Here is a 19,845-nt window from a genome sequence, read left to right as displayed (position 1 = left end):
CGATCGGAGGTCTGCTGGCGTTCACCGAACCGGCCTCTGCTGTTCGCCGTCGCGTCGGATCGGCTCCCTAGCGTCGAAGCGTGACCGAACGAACAGCCGCCGCCGGCGACCCACTCCAGCGGGTGCTGGTCTTCGCCGACGGCGACAGCCGGTGGAAGTGGGGCGTCCTCACCGCCAGCCAGCTGTTCCCGAAGGCGACCCAACTGGGACGGCTGCTCGCCTCCACGAGTGAGCCGTCCGCCCGCCAGCTGGACGAGACCGGTTTGCCGTTGCGGCCCGCGCCGGTCGGCTCAGTTGCAGACTTCGTCGAACTCGACGACCTGGACCGGGTGGACGCGATCGTGTTGGCCCTCCCCGGGGGCGCCGTCCAAGCCGTTCTGCACGGACTGGCCCGGCGCTGGCCGCGGGCCTGCCGGCGTCCGCTGGTGATCAGCGGATACGTCGGCGTGGTGTACGAAAGGCAGGCCGAGGGGCTGCTGCTGCGGGCGGGGTCGGACGTGATCCTGGCCAACAGTCCCTGCGACGCGGAGGAGTTCCGCCGGTTGTTGGCCGGCGCGGGTGCCGATCCGGGGGTGGTGCTGGAAACCGCGCTGCCGTACCTGAGCAGTCCGGAATCGGTCGTTCGGGAGGACCGGGCTTTCACCGTGACCTTCGCCACCCAGCCGGGCGTGCCCGAGACCCGGGCGGCACGCGAGTTCGTGCTGCGACGGCTGGTCCGGCACGCCACGCTGCACCCCGACCGCGAGGTTCTGCTTAAGGTGCGCGCGCTGGCCGGTGAGCAGGCCACCCATCCGGAGCTCCACCCGTACCAGCTGCTCGGACGCCGGCTCGGCGTCCAGAAGCCGCCAAACCTGCGGATCGTCGCCGGCAACATGGGCGAGGTCCTGGACCGCACCGACCTGCTGGTCACCGTCTCCTCCACCGCTGCCGTCGAAGCCATGCACCGCGGCGTCCCCACCGCGATCCTCACCGACTTCGGCGTCCGGGAACCGCTCGGCAACCACTACTTCATCGGCTCGGGCTGCCTCACCTCGTTCGCCGACCTGGACGGCGGGGCCGCGCCGCAGGTGGACGCCGAGTGGGCAGGTGCCCACGGCATCGGTCCCGGGGCCGCCGTCGAGCGCGCCCGGTCCGCGATCGCCGACCTGACTGCGCAGCGCGTCCGGACGCCGTTGCGGCCGTTCTACACCACCGACAACGCCCCCGGGCTGCTGCCCGATCTGCTCGGCCGCTACGGGCTGAGTGCCTACGGCCGAGCGCTGGAAGCCGACGACGACCGGCTGACCGACCTGCCGGTGGCGGTTCGATCGCTGGTGTCGCGGGCGGCGCGGACCGCCTATCGCCAGGGCGTGCACACGGTGGCGCCGGCGCTGCGGCGATTGGCGCGGATGTGAGCGGCGTCCTGGTGGTCATCCCGGCCCGTGGCGGGTCCAAGGGGGTGCCGGGCAAGAACGTCGCCCCGGTCGGCGGTGTGCCGCTGGTGGCCCGGGCGGTGCGGGCTGCGCTCGACGCGGGCGTCGGCGACGTGGCGGTGTCCACCGACGACGACGCCATCGCCGGTGTGGCCGAGGCGGCCGGTGCGATCGTCGTCCGGCGGCCGGAGGAGTTGGCCGGCGATGCGGCGTCCAGCGAGTCGGCCCTGCTGCATGCGCTGGAGGCGCACGCCGTCCGGGCCGGGAAGGCCGTCGAGGTGCTGGTGATGGTGCAGTGCACCAGCCCGTTCGTCACCGCGTCCGAGATCGCCGGCTGCGTGGCCGCGGTCCGGGCCGGTGCCGACAGTGCCTTCACCGCCGCGCCCAGCCACGGCTTCCTCTGGCGCCGGGATTCCTCCGGCGCCGCGGTGGGCGTGAACCACGACCCGTCCGGCCGCCCCCGCCGGCAGGACCGCGAACCGGAGTTCCTGGAGACCGGCGCGGTCTACGCGATGCGGGCGGACGGCTTCCGGGCGGCCGGCCACCGGTTCTTCGGTCGCACCGTGCTGGTGCCCACCGACCCGGCCCGGGTGCTCGAGATCGACGAACCGGACGACCTCGAGCGAGCCCGGCTGCTGGCTCCGATGCTGGACGCCGCGCTGGCGAAACCGGGCCGCGACGACCTGGACGCGGTGGTGCTGGACTTCGACGGCACCCAGACCGACGACGCCGTCTGGGTCGCCTCCGACGGTGCCGAGCAGGTCCGGGTGCACCGCGGCGACGGGCTCGGGATCGCCGCCCTGCGCCGGGCCGGCATCCCGGTGCTGATCCTCTCCACCGAGACCAACCCGGTGGTCCGGGCTCGAGCCCGCAAGCTCGGCGTCCCGGTGCTGCACGGCGTCGACGACAAGGCCACCGTGCTGCGCGACTGGTGCGCCGATCAGGGCGTCGACCCGGCCCGAGTGCTCTACGCCGGCAACGACGTCAACGATCTCGGCTGCCTCGCCCTGGTGGGCTGGCCGGTCGCGGTCGCCTCCGCCCATCCGGTCGTGCGCTCCGCCGCCCGGCTGGTCACCTCCGTGCCGGGCGGGCACGGAGCCGTTCGTGAAATCACCTCCTGGATCCTCGGAAAGGACCTCCACCCATGACCGACACCTCCGTCCGCGACCGACTCATCGGCGACCGCCGGGTCGGCCCCGGTCAGCCCGTCTACATCACCGCCGAGATCGGCCTCAACCACAACGGCGAGGTCAGCACCGCGCTCGCCCTGATCGACGTGGCGCTCGCCGCCGGCGTCGACGCGGTGAAATTCCAGAAGCGGACGCCGGAAGTCTGCACCCCACGCGACCAGTGGGACATAGAGCGCGACACTCCCTGGGGCCGGATGCGCTACATCGACTACCGGCACCGCGTCGAGTTCGGCGCCGAGGAGTACCGGATCATCGACGAATACTGCCGGGACAAGGGCATCGACTGGTTCGCTTCGCCGTGGGACGTGGCCAGCGTCGACTTCCTGGACGGCTTCGGCGTCCCGGCCCACAAGATCGCCTCGGCCTGCCTGACCGACGACGAACTGCTCCGCTCGATCCGGGCATCCGGTCGCACGGCGATCCTCTCCACCGGCATGTCGACCCCGGCGCAGATCCGGCACGCGGTCGAGGTGCTGGGCAGCGGCAACGTGATCCTGTGCCACGCGACGTCCACCTACCCGGCGGCCAACGACGAACTGAACCTGCGGATGATGAATACCCTGATGACCGAGTACCCGAACGTGCCGGTTGGCTACTCGGGGCACGAACGCGGCCTGCAGACCACGGTGGCGGCCGCAGCGCTGGGCGCCTGCTTCATCGAACGGCACATCACCCTGGACCGGACGATGTGGGGCTCCGACCAGGCCGCCTCGCTGGAACCGGCTGGGCTGACCCGGCTGGTCCGCGACGTCCGGGTCATCTCCGAGGCGCTCGGCGACGGCGTCAAGCGGTTGTACGACGGCGAGTACGCGGCGATGCGGAAGCTCCGCCGGGTGCCCGGTGTGGTGGCCGATCGCGACACCACGCGGGTGGCCTGAGCACGATGGCCGCCAAGAAGCGTGGACCCAAGCGGACCACCCTGGCGCTGGTCGAGAGCCCGGCGCAACTGCTGAACGTGGTCGAGTGGGCTTTCCAGGCCGGGCTGGAGGGGCAGACCCGGCTGGCGGTGCTGCCGCCGCGGGAGAGCGCCACCCGCCTGCAACTCGAAGCCATGGTCGACCTGGCCCGCGAGGCCGGCCTGGCGGCGACCTGGTACGAACCGCGGAAGTCGGCGGCATCGCTGGTGGCGGTCGCCTGGGAACTGTTCCCGCGGCTGGTGAAGGCGCAGCGGCTGGTGGTCGGCGATCCGTTCTCGCGGTTCGTGCAGGCGGTGCTGCCGCTGGCCGATGTCTCAGAGGTGGTCGTGGTCGACGACGGCACGGCCACCATCTCGTTCATCGCCCAACTGACCCGCGGCGACCGGCTCAGCCGCTGGCACCTCGCCGAGGGCGGCCGGGACGTGGTCATCGACCTGCTGTCGGAGCATGCCCGGGACTTCTTCAGCCCTTCGGAGCGCGACGGCCGCAGCATTGAGGTGTTCACCTCGATGCCGGTGCAGGCGCCGCCCGGGATCCGGCAGAGCGCCAACACGTTCGCCTGGACGCGCAGCCGGTTCGGGCCGCCGGTGGTCGTCGAGGCGGCGGACGTGATCGGCACCTCACTGGTCGAGACCGGAGTGGTGGACGCCGAGCGGTACCTGGCCGGGGTGGCGGCGGTCGCCGAGCGGTTCGGCGCCGGCCGGTACTTCGCGCACCGCCGCGAAGAGGTCGCCAAGCTGGCGCTGATCGCCGCCCGCACCGGCCTGACCATCGTCCGGCCCGACGTCCCGCTCGAGATCGCGGTCCGCCGCGGTCCGGTCAGCGCTGTGATGGTCAGCTACCCGTCCACGGTGACCCACACCCTGCCCCTGGTGCTGCTCGATACCCCGGTCGAACTCGCCGTGGCGGACGTGCCGACCACCTGGCTCACCCCCGGTGCCCCGGTCGGCGCCGGGGACTTCCTGGAGCACGTGACCACCACCGCCCGGAAGCGCCACCAGCTGAGTTGAGCCCAGCAAGAGAGAAGCCCGTCAGATCGGGCACCGCTAGCGGTGCCCGATCTGACGGGCTTCCGAATCAGGCACCAACCGGCAGTGGGGACAGGGCTGCAGCGGACCCTCCCAGCCGTTCGTCATCAGGAATTGCGCGACGATCCTGGCGGTGTGGCAGGCGCCCACGCCGGTGACATCCCGCCACCCGAACCGCAGCGTCGTGAGTCCCAGCAGCGCATGCTCATTGTCGCGGTTCATGTCACGGAACGCGGCCCCGCCGCTGTGGTGCAATTTGCTGTCCAGTTCGACCAGCAGGCGGTACTCGTCGTACCAGCAGTCGCTGCGGTAGCTGCGCAACGCCTGCTGCTGGCGGACTGCTGTCGGAAGGTGGTGCGCGCGTTCGACCTGCACCAGGTACCGACGCTCCAGCGCAGAATGGGCGCCCCGGGAAACATCGCCCAAGACATCGCGCAGCACGCCACGGTTGCGTTGTCGTGGGCGTCCGGACAGCTCGGCCAGCAATCGTTTGGGGGTGGTCTTCCGCTGGCTGACCGCGTCGGCCAAGAGCGCCGCCATTTCGTCCTCGTCGGCTTCTGCGCACAGATCGAGCACCGTGATCTCGACGTTCGTGCGGGGCGGCTCCCCGATCGATGGGCGTTCGCCGCGAATGAACCGCCACCCGGGTCGTGCGGCCCGGGCCACTCGAACGAAGACAGGTACCTCGGCCGGCTCGGCCTTCCGCAGGCCCAACAGATGCGCGGCGGCCTCGTGACCGAGAACGGCACCCTCACCGCCGAGGAGCACGCCGGTCCAGGCCCGGCTCAACCATCCGGAACCCGGCCCGCAGGTGTACACGCCCGGGATGAGCGGGCCGAGGACGCCATCGGCCAACAGCCGGGGTATCACCCGGCGGTGAACGCCCTGGCCGATCAGCTGACCACGGCTCAGAACTCCAGCCTGAGCCCCGGCGAGCTCGCGCAGTGATGGCGGCAGGATGATTCGAGATGGCACGCCCTCAGTGTCGGCAGGTCGCGCCGAAAGTGTTCAAAATCGATGTCAGATCGGGCACCGCTGGCGGTGCCCGATCTGACACCGATTGGTTCGCTCAGATCTGGTCGAGAACCTCGGCCATGATCCGCTGGACGGCGATCGTGTCGTCCAGCGGCATGATCGGGCTCTCGGTGAGGCCGTCGGCCAGGCAGTCGCCGACGTGCTCGATCTCGTAGCGGTAGCCGGAGTCGAACTCCAGGGTCTCCGGGGTCTTCCCGCGCCAGATGGTCACCGACGCCGCCCGGTGGAACCGTGGGTGCACGTCGATCCAGCCCTTGGTTCCGGTCAGCATCATCCGGCCGGGTCCGTAGGCGGTGAAGGCGCCGGCCAGGGTGGCCGAGCGTCCGTCGGCGTAGCCCAGCAGCACCGAGAACTCGCCCTCGACACCGGTGGGGTAGCGGCCGCCGACGGCGCGCACGACGTCCGGGGTGCCGAGGAAGTGTTGCGCGAACGAGAGCACGTAGACGCCGAGGTCGAGGACGGCGCCGCCGCCCTTGGCCGGGTCGAAGAGACGATCCTCGGCGTCGAACGCGCGGAATGCGGTCAGGTCGCCCTGACAGCCGCGGATCTCGCCGATCTCATCCGCCGCGATGATCTCGCGCAGGTGGGCAAGCGCCGGATTGAACCGGGTCCACATCGCCTCCATCGCGAACACGCCGGACTCTCGGGCGGCCGCCGCGATGCGTTCGGTGTCGGCGAGGGTAGCGGTGAACGCCTTCTCGACCAGCACGGCCTTACCGGCCGCGATCGCGGCCAGCGCGATGTCGGTGTGCTGCGGGTGCGGGGTCGCGATGTACACGGCCTGCACCGCGGGGTCGGTGACCAACGACTCGTAGGAGGAGTGCCAGCGCGGAATCCCATGCTCGGTGGCGAACACCTCGGCGCGCTCCGCCGAACGCGAACCGACCGCGACCAACTCGGCGTTGCCGGCCAGGCGGAACTCGGGAACAATCTCGGCGGCCATGCGTCCGGGGCCGGCGATGCCCCAGCGGATCTGATCGGTCATGGGCGTCACGGTACTGCCAAGAGTCCGCCCGAAGTGCGGCTGCCGTCGGAGCGTCCGGCCGATTCTGGCAGAGTAGGGAAGGTTGGTCTTCAGGAAGGGCAGAGCCTTGCGGGTCGTGCAGAAGTTCGGTGGGTCGTCGGTGGCCGATGCCGCCAGCATCAAACGGGTGGCCCAGCGGATCGTCGACACCAAGTCCCGCGGCGCCGAGGTGGTCGTGGTGATCTCGGCGATGGGCGACACCACCGACGAGTTGATGGATCTGGCGCTGGACGTCTCGCCGCAGCCGCGGCCGCGCGAACTCGACATGCTGCTCACCGCCGGTGAGCGGATGAGCGCGGCACTGCTGGCGATGGCGATCAACGACCTCGGTTTCGAGGCGCGTTCGTTCACCGGCTCGCAGGCCGGCGTGATCACCACCGGAACCCACGGCGACGCCCGGATCATCGACATCACCCCGGGCCGGATCAGGACCGCGCTCGAGGACGACGACATCGTCATCGTGGCCGGCTTCCAGGGGGTGTCGCAGACCTCCAAGGACATCACCACGCTGGGGCGCGGGGCCTCAGACACCACCGCGGTGGCGCTGGCCGCCGCGCTGAAGGCGGACTACTGCGAGATCTATTCGGACGTCGACGGCGTCTTCACCGCCGACCCGCGGATCGTGCCGGGGGCGTCCCGGATCCCCGAGATCTCCTACGAGGAAATGCTCGAGATGGCGGCGCAGGGAGCCAAGATCCTGCACCTGCGCTGCGTGGAATACGCCCGCCGCGAGAACGTGCCGGTGCATGTCCGGTCGTCGTTCTCCACCAAGCCCGGCACCTGGGTCAAGGACATCAAGCACGAGGAAGGTTCTGCCATGGAACAGCCGCTGATCACCGGGGTCGCGCACGACCGCAGCGAATCCAAGATCACCGTGGTCGGGGTGCCCGACCGGGTCGGCGCGGCGGCCGCGGTGTTCTCGGCGGTGGCGGACGCCGGGGTCAACATCGACATGATCGTGCAGAACCAGTCGATCGCCGACGACAACACCGCGATCACCTTCACCCTGCCCGGCGGTGACCGGATCCGGGCCCTGGACGCCCTGCACGGCGCCCGGGAGCTGATCGGTTTCGCCGAGATCATCTACGACGACGGCATCGGCAAGGTGTCGGTGATCGGCGTCGGGATGCGCTCGCACCCCGGCGTCTCTGCGACCTTCTTCCGCGCGCTGGCCGAGGCCGGGATCAACATCGAGATGATCTCCACCTCCGAGATCCGGATCTCGGTCGTCGTCGCACTTGAGGACGTGGACGCCGCCGTTCGCGCCGCGCACACCGCCTTCGGTCTCGACTCAGCCTCCGGCGAAGCCGTCGTATACGCAGGCACCGGACGCTGAAGCGTCCGCTGCCGACATGCAGGGCGGGTTCGTCCGCTGTCGCGTCCGTCCCCTTGTGACGCAGGCACCGGACGCTGAAGCGTCCGCTGCCGACATGCAGGGCGGGTTCGTCCGCTGTCGCGTCCGTCCCCTTGTGACGCGGGCACCGGACGCTGAAGCGTCCACCGAGGCGATGGGTCAGCGCGTCGTGGCGGACTCGTCCGCGGCTGCTTCGGCGGCGTCCAGCTCGGCGGCGAGCCGTCGCTCCTGCACCCTCCGATAACCGTTCCAGATGACGCCGACCACCAGGACGACATACAGACCGATGGTGATCGGCGAGCTGACCAGCACGGCGGCATTGTTCGACGAGTTCGCCATCGCGTCACGCAGCGAGTACTCGGCGAGCGGGCCCAGGATCAACGCGATCAGCACCGGCGCCAACGGCACGTCGTACTGGCGCATCACGAAGCCGAGGACGCCGATCCCGATCATCACCCCCAGGTCGATGGTGGACGCCCCGGCGGCATAAACGCCGAAAGCGGCGAACACCGTGATGCCGGCGTAGAGATACTCCTTCGGCACCTTCAGCAGCATCGCCCACATCGGCGCGAACGGCAGGTTCAGGATCAGCAGCACCACCATGGCGATGAACAGCGCGGCGAGCAGCGCCCAGACGATGTCGGCGCTTCGCTCGAACAGCAGCGGCCCGGGCTGCATGCCGTACTGCTGGAAGGCGACCAGCAGCAGCGCCGCCGTGGCCGAGGTAGGCAGGCCGAGCGCCAGCAGCGCGCCCATGGCCGACCCGGCGGTGGCGTTGCCGGCCGCCTCCGGTCCGGCAACACCCTGGATCGAGCCCTTGCCGAACATCGGCTTGGCGCGGCGGGCGTCCAGTTTGCGTTCGGTGCCGTAGGCCAGGAAGGTCGGCACCTCAGCGCCGCCGGCCGGGATGATCCCGAACGGGACGCCGAAGCCGGTGCCGCGCAGCCAGGCCGGCAGGGCGGCCCGGAACTCCGGTCCGCTGAGCCAAGGCCGTCCGCCGGCGTGGATGAGCTTCTTGTCGTCACGGCGCCCGACTTTGGACGCCACATGCAGCACTTCGCCGATCGCCAGCAGCGCCACCGTGATCACCACCACGGAGATTCCGTCGAACAGCGCCGGAATGCCGAAGGTGAACCGGGCGGTGCCGGTGGACTGGTCGATGCCGACCACCGCCAGCGCCAGTCCGAGCGCCAGGGCGGAGAGGCCGCGGATCACTGAATCGGCCACCACTGTCGAGATGGCGATGAAGGCGAAGACCGCCAGCGCAAAGTACTCGGCGGGGCCGAACTGGGTGGCCAGGTCGGCCATCGTGGGGGCGAAGAAGACCACCAGCACCGTGGCCAGGATGCCGCCGGTGAAGGCCCCGATCGCGGCGGTGGCGAGGGCCTGCGGGGCCCGCCCGTTGAGCGCCATCATGTGACCCTCGAACGAACTGGCGATCGCCGTACTGTTACCGGGGGTGTTCATCAGGATGCCGGCGATCGAATCGCCGAACAGGCCGCCGAAGTAGATGCCGGCGAACATGGTCAGCGCCGACAGCGGTTCGAGGGTGAAGGTGAGCGGCAGCAGCAGGGCCACCGCCATCGCCGAGCCCAGCCCGGGCAGCACGCCGATCGCGGTGCCGAGGAAGGCTCCGACGATCACCCAGAGCAGGTTCTGCGGGGTCAGGATCTGCCCGAAGCCGTTGAGCAGGTGGGTCAACTGGTCCATGGTTCAACTCCCCAGCAGCAGGATTCCGGCCGGCAGCGACATGCCGAGCAGGCCACCGAACACCACCTGGATCACCGACGCCAAGCCGAGGCCCATGACCAGGGCCGGGACATGGCGGCGTCCGCCCAGGGCCACCGACATTGCCCAGAACAGCACCGTCGCGCTGATCAGCCAGCCGACCGGCTCCAGGATCAGGGTGAAGCCGATCAATGCGGCCAGCGCGGTGCCGAGCTTGACCCAGTTCACGCCCTTGGGCACTTCGGACGCCTCGGCCCTGAGTTGGGGCGCGACCCGCTCGTCGAACGGATCGTGCAGCACCGAGACGCCCGACATGGCGTCCTGTTCCGGAGTGCTCGGGGCTGCACGCGGATGCCGGAGCGTCTCGATCACGATCAGCGCGGCGGCCAGGATGCAGATGCCGGCGACGATCCACGGAAAGGTCTGCGGGCCGAATGCGCCGCTGCCGTTCACCCGCATGGTGAGGTTGCCGTAGATCAGTAGCCCGGCGATCACCAGCAGGACTGCGGCGATGCTCAGGATGCCCCGATCGGGGGCGGTGGGCGGCAGAGCCTCCGCGGGTCGCTCGTCGGTGGTCGCGGCTTCGTCGGTCGCACTCATGCCAACCCCAACTCCTTCAGCAGCGCGGTGATGGCCGTCTGCTCCTCGGCGATGAACTTCTCGAAATCGGCTCCGGTGAGGAAGTTCTCCTTCCAGCGATTCCGGGTGACGGCCGCCCGCCACTCCGACGTAGCGACCATCTCGGTGACGATCGCGGTCAACTCGGCGCGGTCGGACTCGGCGATCCCGGGCGCGGCCACCAGCCCGCGCCAGTTCACCAGGTCGACCTCCGGGTAACCGAGTTCGGACATGGTGGGAATGTTCACCCCCGCGAGCCGTTCCGGCGCAACGACGGCGAGCGCGCGGAGCTTGCCGGAGTCGATCATGTCGCGGAAATCGTTGTAGCCGCTGACCCCGATGTTGACCGTCCCGGCCGCGGTGGAGAGCAGCGAGATGGTCAGCTCGCCACCACCCGAATGCGGGGTGTACTTCACCGCCGATCCGGGAATGCCGACCGCCTTCGCCAGCTGTCCGGCGACCAGATGGTCCACGCCGCCGGCCGATCCGCCACCGACCGGGATCGCACCCGGCTCGGCCTTCCACGCCTTCAGGAAGTCGTCGAGCGTCCGGTACGGCGATCCGGCCGGCACGGCGACCACCTGGAAGTCCTCGGCAAGCCGCGCGATCGGGGTGGTCTTGCCGAGCGAGAACTCCGAGCCGCGGGCGATGCCGCCCAGCATCACCGTGCCGGTCACCATCAGGATGTTCGGCTGACCCTGCATCCGGGCCAGCTGGCTGAGGCCGATGGTGCCGGCGGCACCGGGCACGTTCGAGACCTGAACGGTGCTTACCAGCTTGTTCTTGCGCAGCGACTGTTGAGCCTCGCGGGCCACCAGGTCCCAGCCGCCGCCGGCCGCCGCGGGGGCCATCACGGTGAGAGAGGCTCTGGCCTTGCCAGTCGTTTCGGTGTCGCGGGCGTCCGCGACGGCGAACCCGGCGAGCACCAGGACGACGACGGTTGAGACAATCGACCAGGGAGTCAGCTTCTTTGCCATTGGGGGGTTCTCTTTCGCACTCCGGCGCTGGGGTGTGTCGGATCATCGTGTGTGCCAAAAGCCGTTTCGTCAATGGCGGGGTCGAGACTTCGACGCGTTCGGCCACGAAATCGCCGCCCGCCTGTGGATAACCCCACGGGCCGTGGCCGGCCCTGTCAGAGTGTGCGGGGCAGGAGCAGGTGGAGGTTGCGATGCGAGCGGTGAGACGGCGGACGGTGGCCTGGACGCTCGTCGTGCTGTTGCTGGTCGCCGGCTTCACCTTGCCACGGCTCGAGTCCTGGCTGGCCGCCACCGCACCGGGCAATTCGCTGCTGACCAGCACCGCGGACGAAATCACCCGAGCCCGGCTGACTCTCCGTGAGCTAGCTGTGGCCGGACGTCCCGGGCCGGCGGCCGACTACCGGCGGGCGTCCTTCGGGAAGGCCTGGGAGGACGTCGACGGCAATGGCTGCAACCAGCGCGACGACGTGCTGCTGCGCGATCTTCGGCCCGATCGGGCGTACACGCTCGGGCGGCAGGGAAGCTGTGGCCACGATGTGCTGGCCGGCACCTGGGTGGATCCCTACACCGGTGCCGAACTCGTCCTCACCGACGCCAAAGAGCGCACACAAGCCCAAACGGTGCAGATCGACCACGTCGTCCCGCTGTTGACCGCGTGGCGTTACGGCGCCCGCGATTGGACCGACGACACCCGGCTGCGGTTCGCCAACGACACGGCGAACCTGGTGGCCGTCGGAGGACGAGCCAACCAGGACAAGAGCGGCTCCGACGCCGCGCAGTGGCGGCCGATCCGCGCTGCCCAGTGCGGCTACGCCGTCCGCTACCTGGCGACGAAGCGGGCCTACCTGCTGGCGACCGATCCGGTCGAGAAGTCCGCACTCGGCGAGATGTTGGGCACCTGTCCCTGACCGCGCCATGCGCGCCCGGAGTTCCGGGCGGCATCCGGCACCAGCGGGAATCCGCGGCCCTCGGCCCACCGCCGCCGGCATGTAGGGTGGGGCCTCGACAGGGGAGCGTCACGGGACGCTGAGAGTGCGGGCCGACCGCAGACCCTCGAACCTGATCCGGTTAGCACCGGCGTAGGGAGTCGGGAAATCTCCTCACCACGGTGAGCCCTCCGACAAGGAGGAACAGATGATCACAGTCAGCCGCAGATTCGCCGTCGGAGCCGGGGCGCTGGTGGCCGGCGCCACCGTGCTGGCCGGCTGCACCACCGGGGCCGTGCCCGCCGCGAGCTCTCCCGCGGTGAGCTCACCCGTCGACTCGCCCGCCGCCCCTACCGAGTCCAAGACCCTCACTGTGGTCACCCACGACTCGTTCGCGCTCAGCGACGCGCTGAAGAAGGAGTTCGCCGCGAGCACCGGCTACACGGTGAAGTACGTCCAGCCGGGCGACGGCGGCGCACTGGTCAACCAGCTGATCCTGAGCAAGGACTCGCCGCTGGGCGATGTGGTCTTCGGCATCGACAACACCTTCGCCGGACGCGCTGTCGCGGCGGGCGTCGTCACCCCCTACACCCCGGCAGCGCTGCCCGAATCGGCCGCGAAGCTGAAGGCCGACGACTCCGGACGCCTCACCGCGATCGACTTCGGCGACGTCTGCGTCAACGCCGACAAGCGGTGGTTCGCGACCAAGAAGCTGGCCGTGCCGGCGACCCTGGATGACCTGACCAAGCCCGAGTACAAGAACCTGCTGGTGGTCGAGAACCCGGCCTCGTCGTCGCCGGGGCTGGCCTGGCTGACCGCCACCGTCGCAGCCAAGGGCGACCCGGGCTACCTGGATTACTGGACGGCATTGAAGAGCAACGGCGCCAAAGTGGTGAAGGGCTGGACGGAGGCCTACTCGACCGAGTTCTCCGGCTCGTCCGGCAAGGGCTCCCGGCCGCTGGTGGTGTCCTACGCCACCTCGCCGGCCTTCGAAGTGCCCAAGGGTGGCACGGAATCCAACACCACCGCGCTGCTGCAGACGTGCTTCCGCCAGGTCGAGTACGCCGGCGTGATCGCCGGCGCGCAGAACGAGGTCGGCGCCCGGAAGTTCATCGACTTCCTGCTGACCAAGAAGGTGCAGGCCGACATTCCGGGCCAGATGTACATGTACCCCGCCGACACCTCGGTGCCGTTGCCCGCCGACTGGCAGCGGTTCGCGCCGCTGGCCGAGCAGCCGTTCTCGGTGCCCGCCGAGACGATCTCGGCCAACCGGGACGGCTGGATCCGGCAGTGGACCGCGACGGTGCTCGGCTGACCATGCCGAGGTGGGAGCGCCCGTCGGTCGAGCAGCGGAGGAGTCCGTCGAGGCCCGATCGGTCGGTCGAACTCGTCGCTGATCCGTCGGTCGAGCTTGTCGAGACCACACCTCGGCGGAGGTCTCGACCAGCTCGACCGAGTCGGGCTCGGCCCAGCTCGCTGGCGATCGCGCTCTGGGCGCTCGCCGCGTTGGTGCCGCTCGGCTTCCTGGCGATCTTCTTCGTCTGGCCGGTCGCCGGCCTGGTCGGACGCGGTTTCCTGGTCGAGGGCGCACCCAGCCTGGACGGCGTCCGCGACGTGCTGTCGGCGCCCCGTACCTGGCGGATCATCGGCCAGACCCTGGGCCAGGCGGTGGCCGGCACCGCGGTCGCGGTCGCGCTTGGCGTCCCCGCCGCCTACCTGCTGTACCGCTGCCGCTTTCCTGGACGCGGGCTGCTGCGGGCCGTGGTCTCGGTGCCGTTCGTGCTGCCCACGGTGGTGGTGGGGGTGGCCTTCCGGTCGCTGTTCGCCGCCCAGGGTCCGCTCGGCTGGCTGGGTCTCGACGAGAGCTTCGCCGCCATCGTGGTGGCGCTGGCCTTCTTCAACTATTCGGTCATCGTCCGGACCGTGGGGGCGCTGTGGTCGCGGCTCGACCCGCGCACCGCGGAGGCGGCCCGGATGCTGGGGGCGTCCCCGGCCCGGGTGTTCCTGACCGTGACCCTGCCGGCGATCGCGCCGGCGGTGCTCTCCGGCGCCTCGCTGGTCTTCCTGTTCTGCGCCACCGCGTTCGGGATAGTGATGGTGATGGGCGGCGTCCGGTTCAGCACCATCGAGACCGAGATCTGGTACCAGACCACCCAGCTGCTCGATCTGCCGGCGGCGTCCGCGCTGTCGATCGTCCAACTGGTCGTGGTGGCGGTGGCCCTGCTGATCGCGGGACGGGCGCGGCGGCAGGCCGAGCACGCGCTACGGCTGAGTGGGGACGAGAGCGCCGAACAGCCCTGGCGGGCGCGCCGCGATCTGCTGCCGACGCTGGTCACCGGGGTCGTGGTGCTCGGCCTGCTGATCGTGCCGATGGTGCACCTGGTGGTGCGCTCGTTCGTCACCGCCGACGGCTGGGGCTGGCACAACTATGAACTGCTGGCGACGGCGGGGGACTCGGGGGTCACCGTGCCGGTCTGGACGGCGGCCGCGAACTCGTTGGTGATCGCCGCCCAGGCCAGCGCGATCGCCATCGGGCTAGGGGTATTGGTCAGCCTGATCGCATCGCGTCGACCGCGCAATCGCGGGCTGGCCGCCGGGGTGGGGGTCCTCGATGCGCTCTTCATGCTGCCGCTCGGGGTGTCCGCGGTGACCGTCGGGTTCGGTTTCCTGATCACCCTGAACCGGCCGCCGTTCGACCTGCGGACGTCGCCGATCCTGATCCCGATCGCCCAGGCCATCGTGGCGCTGCCGCTGGTGGTGCGCACCCTGCTGCCGGTGCTGCGGGCGATCGATCCGCGCCAGCGCGAGGCGGCCGCGATGCTGGGTGCAGGTCCGGGACGGGTGCTGGCCACCATCGACGCCGCACTGGCGCTGCGCGGGCTGGGACTGGCGATCGGTTTCGCCTTCGCCACCTCGCTGGGTGAGTTCGGGGCGACCTCGTTCCTTTCCCGGCCCGAGCATCCGACCCTGCCGACGGTGATCTTCCGGCTGATCGGACGCCCCGGCGCCGACAACTTCGGCATGGCCATGGCCGCCTCGGTGGTGCTCGCCGTGCTGACCGCCGCGGTGATGGCCGCCGCGGAACTCGTCCGGCCCAGGGAGGCGGAACTGTGAGGGGCTTGGAGGTGCGCGGCGCCGTCGTCCGGTACGGCGAGCTGGTCGCCGTCGACGGGGTCGACCTGGCGGTGGAGCCGGGCGAGATCGTCGCGCTGCTGGGGGCGTCCGGCTCGGGCAAGTCGTCGCTGCTGCGTGGTGTCGCCGGGCTCGAGCCGCTGGCCGCCGGCGAGGTCACCTGGGACGGGTCGGACGTCTCCGCCACACCCGTGCACGCCCGCGGGTTCGGGATGATGTTCCAGGACGGCCAGCTGTTCAACCACCTCAGCGTCGAGGGGAATATCGGCTACGGCCTCTACCGGGAACCGCGGGTGGGACGCCGGGCACGGGTGGCCGAACTGCTGGACCTGGTGGGCATGCCCGGCTACGGGAAACGTCGGGTCGGCGAGCTCTCCGGCGGCCAGGCGCAACGAGTCGCGCTGGCTCGCTCGCTGGCGCCCCGGCCGCGGCTTTTGCTGCTCGACGAGCCGCTGTCCGCGCTGGACCGGAACCTGCGCGAGCATCTGGTCGGCGTGCTCGGCGAAGCCCTGCGCAGTACCGGAACAACCGCCCTCTACGTCACCCATGACCAGGACGAGGCGTTTGCCTTGGCCGACCGGGTCGGCGTGATGGCTGAGGGCCGCATGCTGCAACTGGATGCGCCGGAGTTGCTGTGGCGGCGTCCGGCGACCCGGGAGGTGGCGGCTTTCCTCGGCTACGAACCGTTCATCGCCGCCGAACTGGCGGCCAGCCTCGGCCGGGTCCGGGCCAACCCGGACGAGTTGGTCGCGATCGGACCGGCCGGTCTGGTTCCCTCGCCGATGGGGGTCGAGGTACCGATCGTCGACCAGCGGCACCAGCGCGGTGAGGTGCTGATCGACGTCCGGCTGCCCGACGGTCAGACCGCGACGGCCCGCGTGGCGGAACGAGTGGGCGGGGAGTCACTCACCGTCACGATCGATCCGGCCGGCTGCGCGGTGATTCCCGGCTGAATCCGGCGACGAACATGCACCGGGACTATTCAGGTCGTGCGCACGCCACCCGGTGACGCAGTGTCTTTCAAACGGCGAAAGCCGCTCCCGCCTGGAGTTTTCTCCTAGCCAGAGCGACTTTCCGCTGGTCGGGGTGACAGGATTTGAACCTGCGACCTCATCGTCCCGAACGATGCGCGCTACCAAGCTGCGCCACACCCCGATGGCCACCAGGGCCGACGAGCAGTCTATACGAGTCTCGTCCGATCAGCCATTTGAGTCCCTGGCGATCAGCGTCAACACGGTCACCTCGGGCGGGCAGGCGAACCGGTAGGTCGCGAACGGCGAGGATCCCATACCGGCCGAGACGTGCAGCCGGGCGGTCCGGCCGCCGGCGGTATGACTGGACAGCCCCTTGGCGCGGATCGCGTCCAGGTCGCAGTTGGTGGTCAACGCTCCGTAGTAGGGCAGGCAGACCTGGCCGCCGTGGGTGTGTCCGGCCAGGATCAGGTCGACCCCGTCGGCGGTCATCGCGTCCAGCACCCGCAGGTAGGGGGCATGGGTGACCCCGATCGAGACATCGGCCTCTGGGGACGCGGGACCGGCGACCAGAGCGTAGTCGTCGCGTCCCAGGTGGGCGTCGTCGGTGCCGCGGAACTCGAAGGTGACGCCCCGGACCGTGATCAGTGCTCGGGAGGTGTTGACGTCGACCCAGCCGCGCTCGGTGTATCCGGCGCGCAGGTCCGCCACCGGCAGCGGACGGTCCGGGTCGCGGTGACCCTCGGTGGAACGGACCAGGTACATCATCGGCGGCCGGAAGTGTGGTCCCTCGTAGTCGTTGGAGCCGAACACGAACACTCCGGGCACGTCGCGCAGCCGTCCCCAGGCTCGCAGCAGCGGCTTCAACGCGGACGCCTCGCACCAGTTGTCGCCGGTGGTGACAACCAGGTCCGGCTCGAGCCCGGCCAGGGCTCGGATGAAGTCGGTCTTGTAGTGCTGCCGGGCCATCAGGTGGATGTCGGAGACGTGCAGCAGCCGCAGTGGTGCCGATCCCGGCGGAAGAAGCGGCACCTCGCGGCGACGGACCACGAAGTGCCGGGCCTCCCAGAAGCCATACGCGACGCAGGCTGCACCGACGGCCGTCAGCCGGCCGAGCAAGGCTCCGATCACCTAGGGCTTCTTCTTCGTGGGTGTCGGAGTCGGCTTCGGCGACTCGTCCTTGGGTTTGTCGTCCTTGGGCTTCTCAGGCTTCTTGGCAGGTCCGGCCGAGATCAGGATGCGGATGCTGGTGCCGCGGACGGCCACCCCGGAGGGGCTGATGCCCAGGAAGGTGCCCTTCGGCGCGTTGCTGGCGATGGTGTCGGTGTAGGAACCGAAGCCCGCGCCGAGCAGGATGGAGCGGCAACCCGCAGGCGTGGCGCCCGAGCACGACGGCACGTCCACCTTCCTGCCGGCCAGGATGCCGTAGGGCGGTTCGACGAAACCCTTTCGGTCGTAGTTCTTCAGGGCGGCCGCGAAGGCCGGCTTGAAGATGAATCGCCCGGCCTCGGGTCCGGATCTGCCCTGGATGTACCGGTGCGAGTACTTCATGTAGGCGCCCTTGATGTACACCTGCTTGCGGTAGCCGCTCCAGTACTTCTTGAACCGGGGGTCCTTGGAGTAACTGATCATGCCGGCGCCGGCGAGGTTGCGGGTGAAGCCGACCGTCCAGATGGCCCGGTTGTCGGGCACCGTGCCGGTCTTGCCGGCCACCGTGTAACCGGGGATCCGGGCCGCGGTGGCGGTGCCGCTGCGGAACGGTCCCTGGAAGATCTTGCTCAGCGCATCCGCGATCCCCTCGTCGAGCACCCGCTTGCAGTTCGCGCTCGGTGCCTCCAGGGTCGCGCCGTTGGCGGCCTTGATCGACTTGATGATGATCGGGTCGCAGCGGATGCCGCGCGCCGCCACGGTCGCGTAGGCGTTCACCAGCGACAGCGGCGAGACCTCAACGGCGCCCAGGGTGAAGGACGGGTAGTTGCTGGCCACCTTGGTCAGGTAGTTGCCGGAGGGATCGATGGACGGCTGCAGGCCGAGGGCTTGGGCGATCTTGGTCGCGTCGCAGAGCCCCGCGGCGGCCTCCAGTTGGACGAAGTAGCCGTTCACCGAGTTGGTGGTGCCGGTGAACAGATTGAACGTGCCGCCGCGCCCGACCACGTTCCATCGGGCATGCTGCACGATCGTGCCCTGGCAGCTCTGGAAGCGCCAGCCCTGGAAGTTCATTCGCGATTTGGCGTTGATGTTGCCGTATGCGCCGAGTCCGTTCTTCAGCGCGGCGGCAGCGACAAACATCTTGAACGTGGAGCCGGCCTGGTAGCCGTCGCCGCCGCCCATCTTGTTGTTGACGGCGTAGTTCCAGAATGTCTCGCCGCGTTTGGTGCCCATCTTGTTGCGGTTCTGAGCCATCGAGACGATCAAGCCGGTGCCGGGCTCGACCATCACGTTCACGACGTCCAGCGGGTCGCGCGGGTCGACGAAGTTCCGGATGGACTTCTCGGCTTTGCGCTGCACCTTGGGATCGATGATCGTCCGGATGGTCAGTCCGCCTCGGTACAGCGCGTTCTCGCGGTCGTCGCGGGTGGCGCCCAGGCTCGGCGAGGCGAGCAGGGTGCGTTCCACGTAGTCACAGATGAAGGGGAACTCGGCATTGCCGCAGCCGTGCAGCTTGGCCTTCGGCTTCACCAGGCCGAGCGGCTTGGCCTTGGCGGTCGCGGCCTGCTCGGGCGAGATCACGGCGACGTCCTTGACGGCCATCCGGTCGAGCACGTCGTTGCGGCGCTGCAGGGCGACCAGCTCAAGACCGGCCCGCCGCGGGTTGGTGCCGTTCGGGTTGCGCACCATTCCGGCCAGCATCGCCGCCTGCTGCAGGTTGAGTTCGCTGGCGTGGACGCCGAAATAGTTCATCGCGGCGGACTCGACGCCATAGGAGCTGTCGCCGTAATAGGCGATATTCAGGTAGTACTCCAGGATCTGGTCCTTGGTGAACTTCTTCTCCAATGCGATCGCGTACCGCAGTTCCTGGATCTTGCGGGCAATCGTGTTCTCCTGCGCCTTCTGGACGCCCTCGGTGTCGCCACGAGCGGCGGCGGCGCTGACCTGCACCATCTTCACGTACTGCTGGGTGAGGGTGGAGGCGCCCTGGGTGTTGCCGCGCACCGTGCTCACCAGGGCGCGCATGGTGCCCTGCAGGTCGAGTGCGCCGTGCTCGTAGAAGCGGTGGTCCTCGATCGCGATCTGGGCCTTCTGCATGATCGGCGCGATCTTGCTGAGCGGCACGTACTGGCGGTTCTCGACGTAGAAATTGGCCAGCGTCGAGCCGTCGGCGAGCAGGACGCGAGAACGCTGCGCCTGCGGAGCCATCGTCAGTTCGGCAGGCAGCGAATCCATCGCCGTTGCGGTGGTCTTTCCGGCCTCCGCCGCCATTCCGGCGACGGGCACCGCGAGCCCGGCTATCAACAGCCCACCGAGAACGCTGACCACCAGGAACATGACCAGCGAATAGAGCCTCTTCCCCAAACGCATGGTCAACAGAGTAC

General features: G+C 69.6%; 17 protein-coding genes, 1 tRNA gene and 1 riboswitch. Of the genes, 10 read left to right on the top strand and 8 right to left on the bottom strand.

What is annotated here, in order from left to right; all coding sequences use genetic code 11:
- The first annotated feature begins 80 nt into the window (after positions 1–80).
- From QM711_RS07985 to QM711_RS07970, 4 genes are read left to right on the top strand one after another with little or no spacing between them, the layout of a single operon-like run.
- Positions 81–1,394 carry a DUF6716 putative glycosyltransferase gene (locus tag QM711_RS07985; protein WP_415098045.1) on the top strand — a complete coding sequence of 438 codons (1,314 nt, stop codon included), beginning with the start codon at positions 81–83 and terminating at the stop codon, positions 1,392–1,394.
- A complete protein-coding gene (locus tag QM711_RS07980; protein WP_415098043.1) occupies positions 1,391–2,560 on the top strand; it encodes a cytidylyltransferase domain-containing protein in 1,170 nt (389 codons plus the stop codon). The genes QM711_RS07985 and QM711_RS07980 overlap by 4 nt, the downstream gene beginning before the upstream one ends.
- On the top strand, positions 2,557–3,480 hold the full coding sequence (locus tag QM711_RS07975) for an N-acetylneuraminate synthase family protein (protein WP_415098041.1): 924 nt from the start codon (positions 2,557–2,559) through the stop codon (positions 3,478–3,480). The genes QM711_RS07980 and QM711_RS07975 overlap by 4 nt, the downstream gene beginning before the upstream one ends.
- Positions 3,481–3,485: 5 nt before the next feature.
- Positions 3,486–4,529 carry a hypothetical protein gene (locus QM711_RS07970; protein ID WP_415098039.1) on the top strand — a complete coding sequence of 348 codons (1,044 nt, stop codon included), beginning with the start codon at positions 3,486–3,488 and terminating at the stop codon, positions 4,527–4,529.
- A 36-nt stretch (positions 4,530–4,565) separates the two neighbouring features.
- On the opposite strand, the gene QM711_RS07965 is transcribed toward QM711_RS07970, so the two are convergent.
- The gene (locus tag QM711_RS07965) at positions 4,566–5,213 is read right to left on the bottom strand and encodes a DUF559 domain-containing protein (protein ID WP_415098037.1); all 648 of its coding nucleotides are present in this window, start codon (positions 5,211–5,213) and stop codon (positions 4,566–4,568) included.
- A gap of 51 nt (positions 5,214–5,264) precedes the next feature.
- Between QM711_RS07965 and QM711_RS07960 the strand changes: the two genes are divergently transcribed.
- Positions 5,265–5,495, top strand: a complete 231-nt coding sequence (locus QM711_RS07960) for a hypothetical protein (protein WP_415098035.1) — start codon at positions 5,265–5,267, stop codon at positions 5,493–5,495.
- A 121-nt stretch (positions 5,496–5,616) separates the two neighbouring features.
- Here the strand turns inward: QM711_RS07960 and QM711_RS07955 are convergent, their stop codons facing one another.
- Entirely contained in the window at positions 5,617–6,567 is a 951-nt protein-coding gene (locus QM711_RS07955; protein ID WP_415098033.1) for a Gfo/Idh/MocA family protein, read from the bottom strand.
- Between the two features lie 106 nt (positions 6,568–6,673).
- On the opposite strand from QM711_RS07955, the gene QM711_RS07950 reads away from it, so the two are divergent.
- Positions 6,674–7,942 (top strand): aspartate kinase, encoded by a 1,269-nt coding sequence (locus QM711_RS07950; protein ID WP_415098031.1) that lies wholly within the window; start codon positions 6,674–6,676, stop codon positions 7,940–7,942.
- Positions 7,943–8,119: 177 nt separating this feature from the next.
- On the opposite strand, the gene QM711_RS07945 is transcribed toward QM711_RS07950, so the two are convergent.
- From QM711_RS07945 to QM711_RS07935, 3 genes are read right to left on the bottom strand one after another with little or no spacing between them, the layout of a single operon-like run.
- Entirely contained in the window at positions 8,120–9,670 is a 1,551-nt protein-coding gene (locus QM711_RS07945) for a tripartite tricarboxylate transporter permease (protein WP_415098029.1), read from the bottom strand.
- A 3-nt stretch (positions 9,671–9,673) separates the two neighbouring features.
- On the bottom strand, positions 9,674–10,288 hold the full coding sequence (locus QM711_RS07940) for a tripartite tricarboxylate transporter TctB family protein (protein WP_415098027.1): 615 nt from the start codon (positions 10,286–10,288) through the stop codon (positions 9,674–9,676).
- Positions 10,285–11,283, bottom strand: a complete 999-nt coding sequence (locus QM711_RS07935; protein WP_415098025.1) for a Bug family tripartite tricarboxylate transporter substrate binding protein — start codon at positions 11,281–11,283, stop codon at positions 10,285–10,287. Before QM711_RS07935 ends, QM711_RS07940 begins: the two co-directional genes overlap by 4 nt.
- A gap of 191 nt (positions 11,284–11,474) precedes the next feature.
- On the opposite strand from QM711_RS07935, the gene QM711_RS07930 reads away from it, so the two are divergent.
- The 4 genes from QM711_RS07930 (at position 11,475) to QM711_RS07915 (ending at position 16,294) form a co-directional block, all read left to right on the top strand.
- Entirely contained in the window at positions 11,475–12,191 is a 717-nt protein-coding gene (locus QM711_RS07930; RefSeq protein WP_415098023.1) for an HNH endonuclease family protein, read from the top strand.
- Positions 12,192–12,280: 89 nt separating this feature from the next.
- A riboswitch (TPP riboswitch) is annotated at positions 12,281–12,386 on the top strand.
- A gap of 31 nt (positions 12,387–12,417) precedes the next feature.
- Positions 12,418–13,524 (top strand): thiamine ABC transporter substrate-binding protein, encoded by a 1,107-nt coding sequence (locus QM711_RS07925; protein ID WP_415098021.1) that lies wholly within the window; start codon positions 12,418–12,420, stop codon positions 13,522–13,524.
- Between the two features lie 2 nt (positions 13,525–13,526).
- Positions 13,527–15,323 (top strand): ABC transporter permease, encoded by a 1,797-nt coding sequence (locus QM711_RS07920; RefSeq protein WP_415098018.1) that lies wholly within the window; start codon positions 13,527–13,529, stop codon positions 15,321–15,323.
- Positions 15,320–16,294, top strand: coding sequence for an ABC transporter ATP-binding protein (locus QM711_RS07915; protein ID WP_415098013.1), 975 nt, complete (start codon positions 15,320–15,322; stop codon positions 16,292–16,294). Before QM711_RS07920 ends, QM711_RS07915 begins: the two co-directional genes overlap by 4 nt.
- Positions 16,295–16,419: 125 nt before the next feature.
- Here QM711_RS07915 and QM711_RS07910 read toward each other — a convergent pair.
- From QM711_RS07910 to QM711_RS07900, 3 genes are all read right to left on the bottom strand, one after another.
- A tRNA-Pro gene (locus tag QM711_RS07910) sits at positions 16,420–16,496 on the bottom strand.
- 44 nt (positions 16,497–16,540) lie between these two features.
- Positions 16,541–17,443 (bottom strand): metallophosphoesterase, encoded by a 903-nt coding sequence (locus QM711_RS07905; protein ID WP_415098011.1) that lies wholly within the window; start codon positions 17,441–17,443, stop codon positions 16,541–16,543.
- Positions 17,444–19,831: a transglycosylase domain-containing protein gene (locus QM711_RS07900; protein WP_415098009.1), complete on the bottom strand. Its 2,388-nt coding sequence runs from the start codon at positions 19,829–19,831 to the stop codon at positions 17,444–17,446.
- Positions 19,832–19,845 lie beyond the last annotated feature (14 nt).

The organism is Micropruina sp. (assembly GCF_047602385.1).
In the GTDB taxonomy this organism is placed as follows: domain Bacteria; phylum Actinomycetota; class Actinomycetes; order Propionibacteriales; family Propionibacteriaceae; genus Micropruina.
This window is presented reverse-complemented; position numbering and strand designations above follow the sequence as displayed.

What these genes read in the sequence shown, in the direction of transcription:
- QM711_RS07935 (WP_415098025.1), bottom strand. Translation starts at nt 11,283, where the DNA reads ATGGCAAAGAAGCTGACTCCCTGGTCGATTGTCTCAACCGTCGTCGTC.
- QM711_RS07925 (WP_415098021.1), top strand. Translation starts at nt 12,418, where the DNA reads ATGATCACAGTCAGCCGCAGATTCGCCGTCGGAGCCGGGGCGCTGGTG.
- QM711_RS07900 (WP_415098009.1), bottom strand. Translation starts at nt 19,831, where the DNA reads ATGCGTTTGGGGAAGAGGCTCTATTCGCTGGTCATGTTCCTGGTGGTC.
- QM711_RS07955 (WP_415098033.1), bottom strand. Translation starts at nt 6,567, where the DNA reads ATGACCGATCAGATCCGCTGGGGCATCGCCGGCCCCGGACGCATGGCC.
- QM711_RS07940 (WP_415098027.1), bottom strand. Translation starts at nt 10,288, where the DNA reads ATGAGTGCGACCGACGAAGCCGCGACCACCGACGAGCGACCCGCGGAG.
- QM711_RS07960 (WP_415098035.1), top strand. Translation starts at nt 5,265, where the DNA reads ATGCGCGGCGGCCTCGTGACCGAGAACGGCACCCTCACCGCCGAGGAG.
- QM711_RS07970 (WP_415098039.1), top strand. Translation starts at nt 3,486, where the DNA reads ATGGCCGCCAAGAAGCGTGGACCCAAGCGGACCACCCTGGCGCTGGTC.
- QM711_RS07930 (WP_415098023.1), top strand. Translation starts at nt 11,475, where the DNA reads ATGCGAGCGGTGAGACGGCGGACGGTGGCCTGGACGCTCGTCGTGCTG.
- QM711_RS07945 (WP_415098029.1), bottom strand. Translation starts at nt 9,670, where the DNA reads ATGGACCAGTTGACCCACCTGCTCAACGGCTTCGGGCAGATCCTGACC.
- QM711_RS07975 (WP_415098041.1), top strand. Translation starts at nt 2,557, where the DNA reads ATGACCGACACCTCCGTCCGCGACCGACTCATCGGCGACCGCCGGGTC.
- QM711_RS07920 (WP_415098018.1), top strand. Translation starts at nt 13,527, where the DNA reads ATGCCGAGGTGGGAGCGCCCGTCGGTCGAGCAGCGGAGGAGTCCGTCG.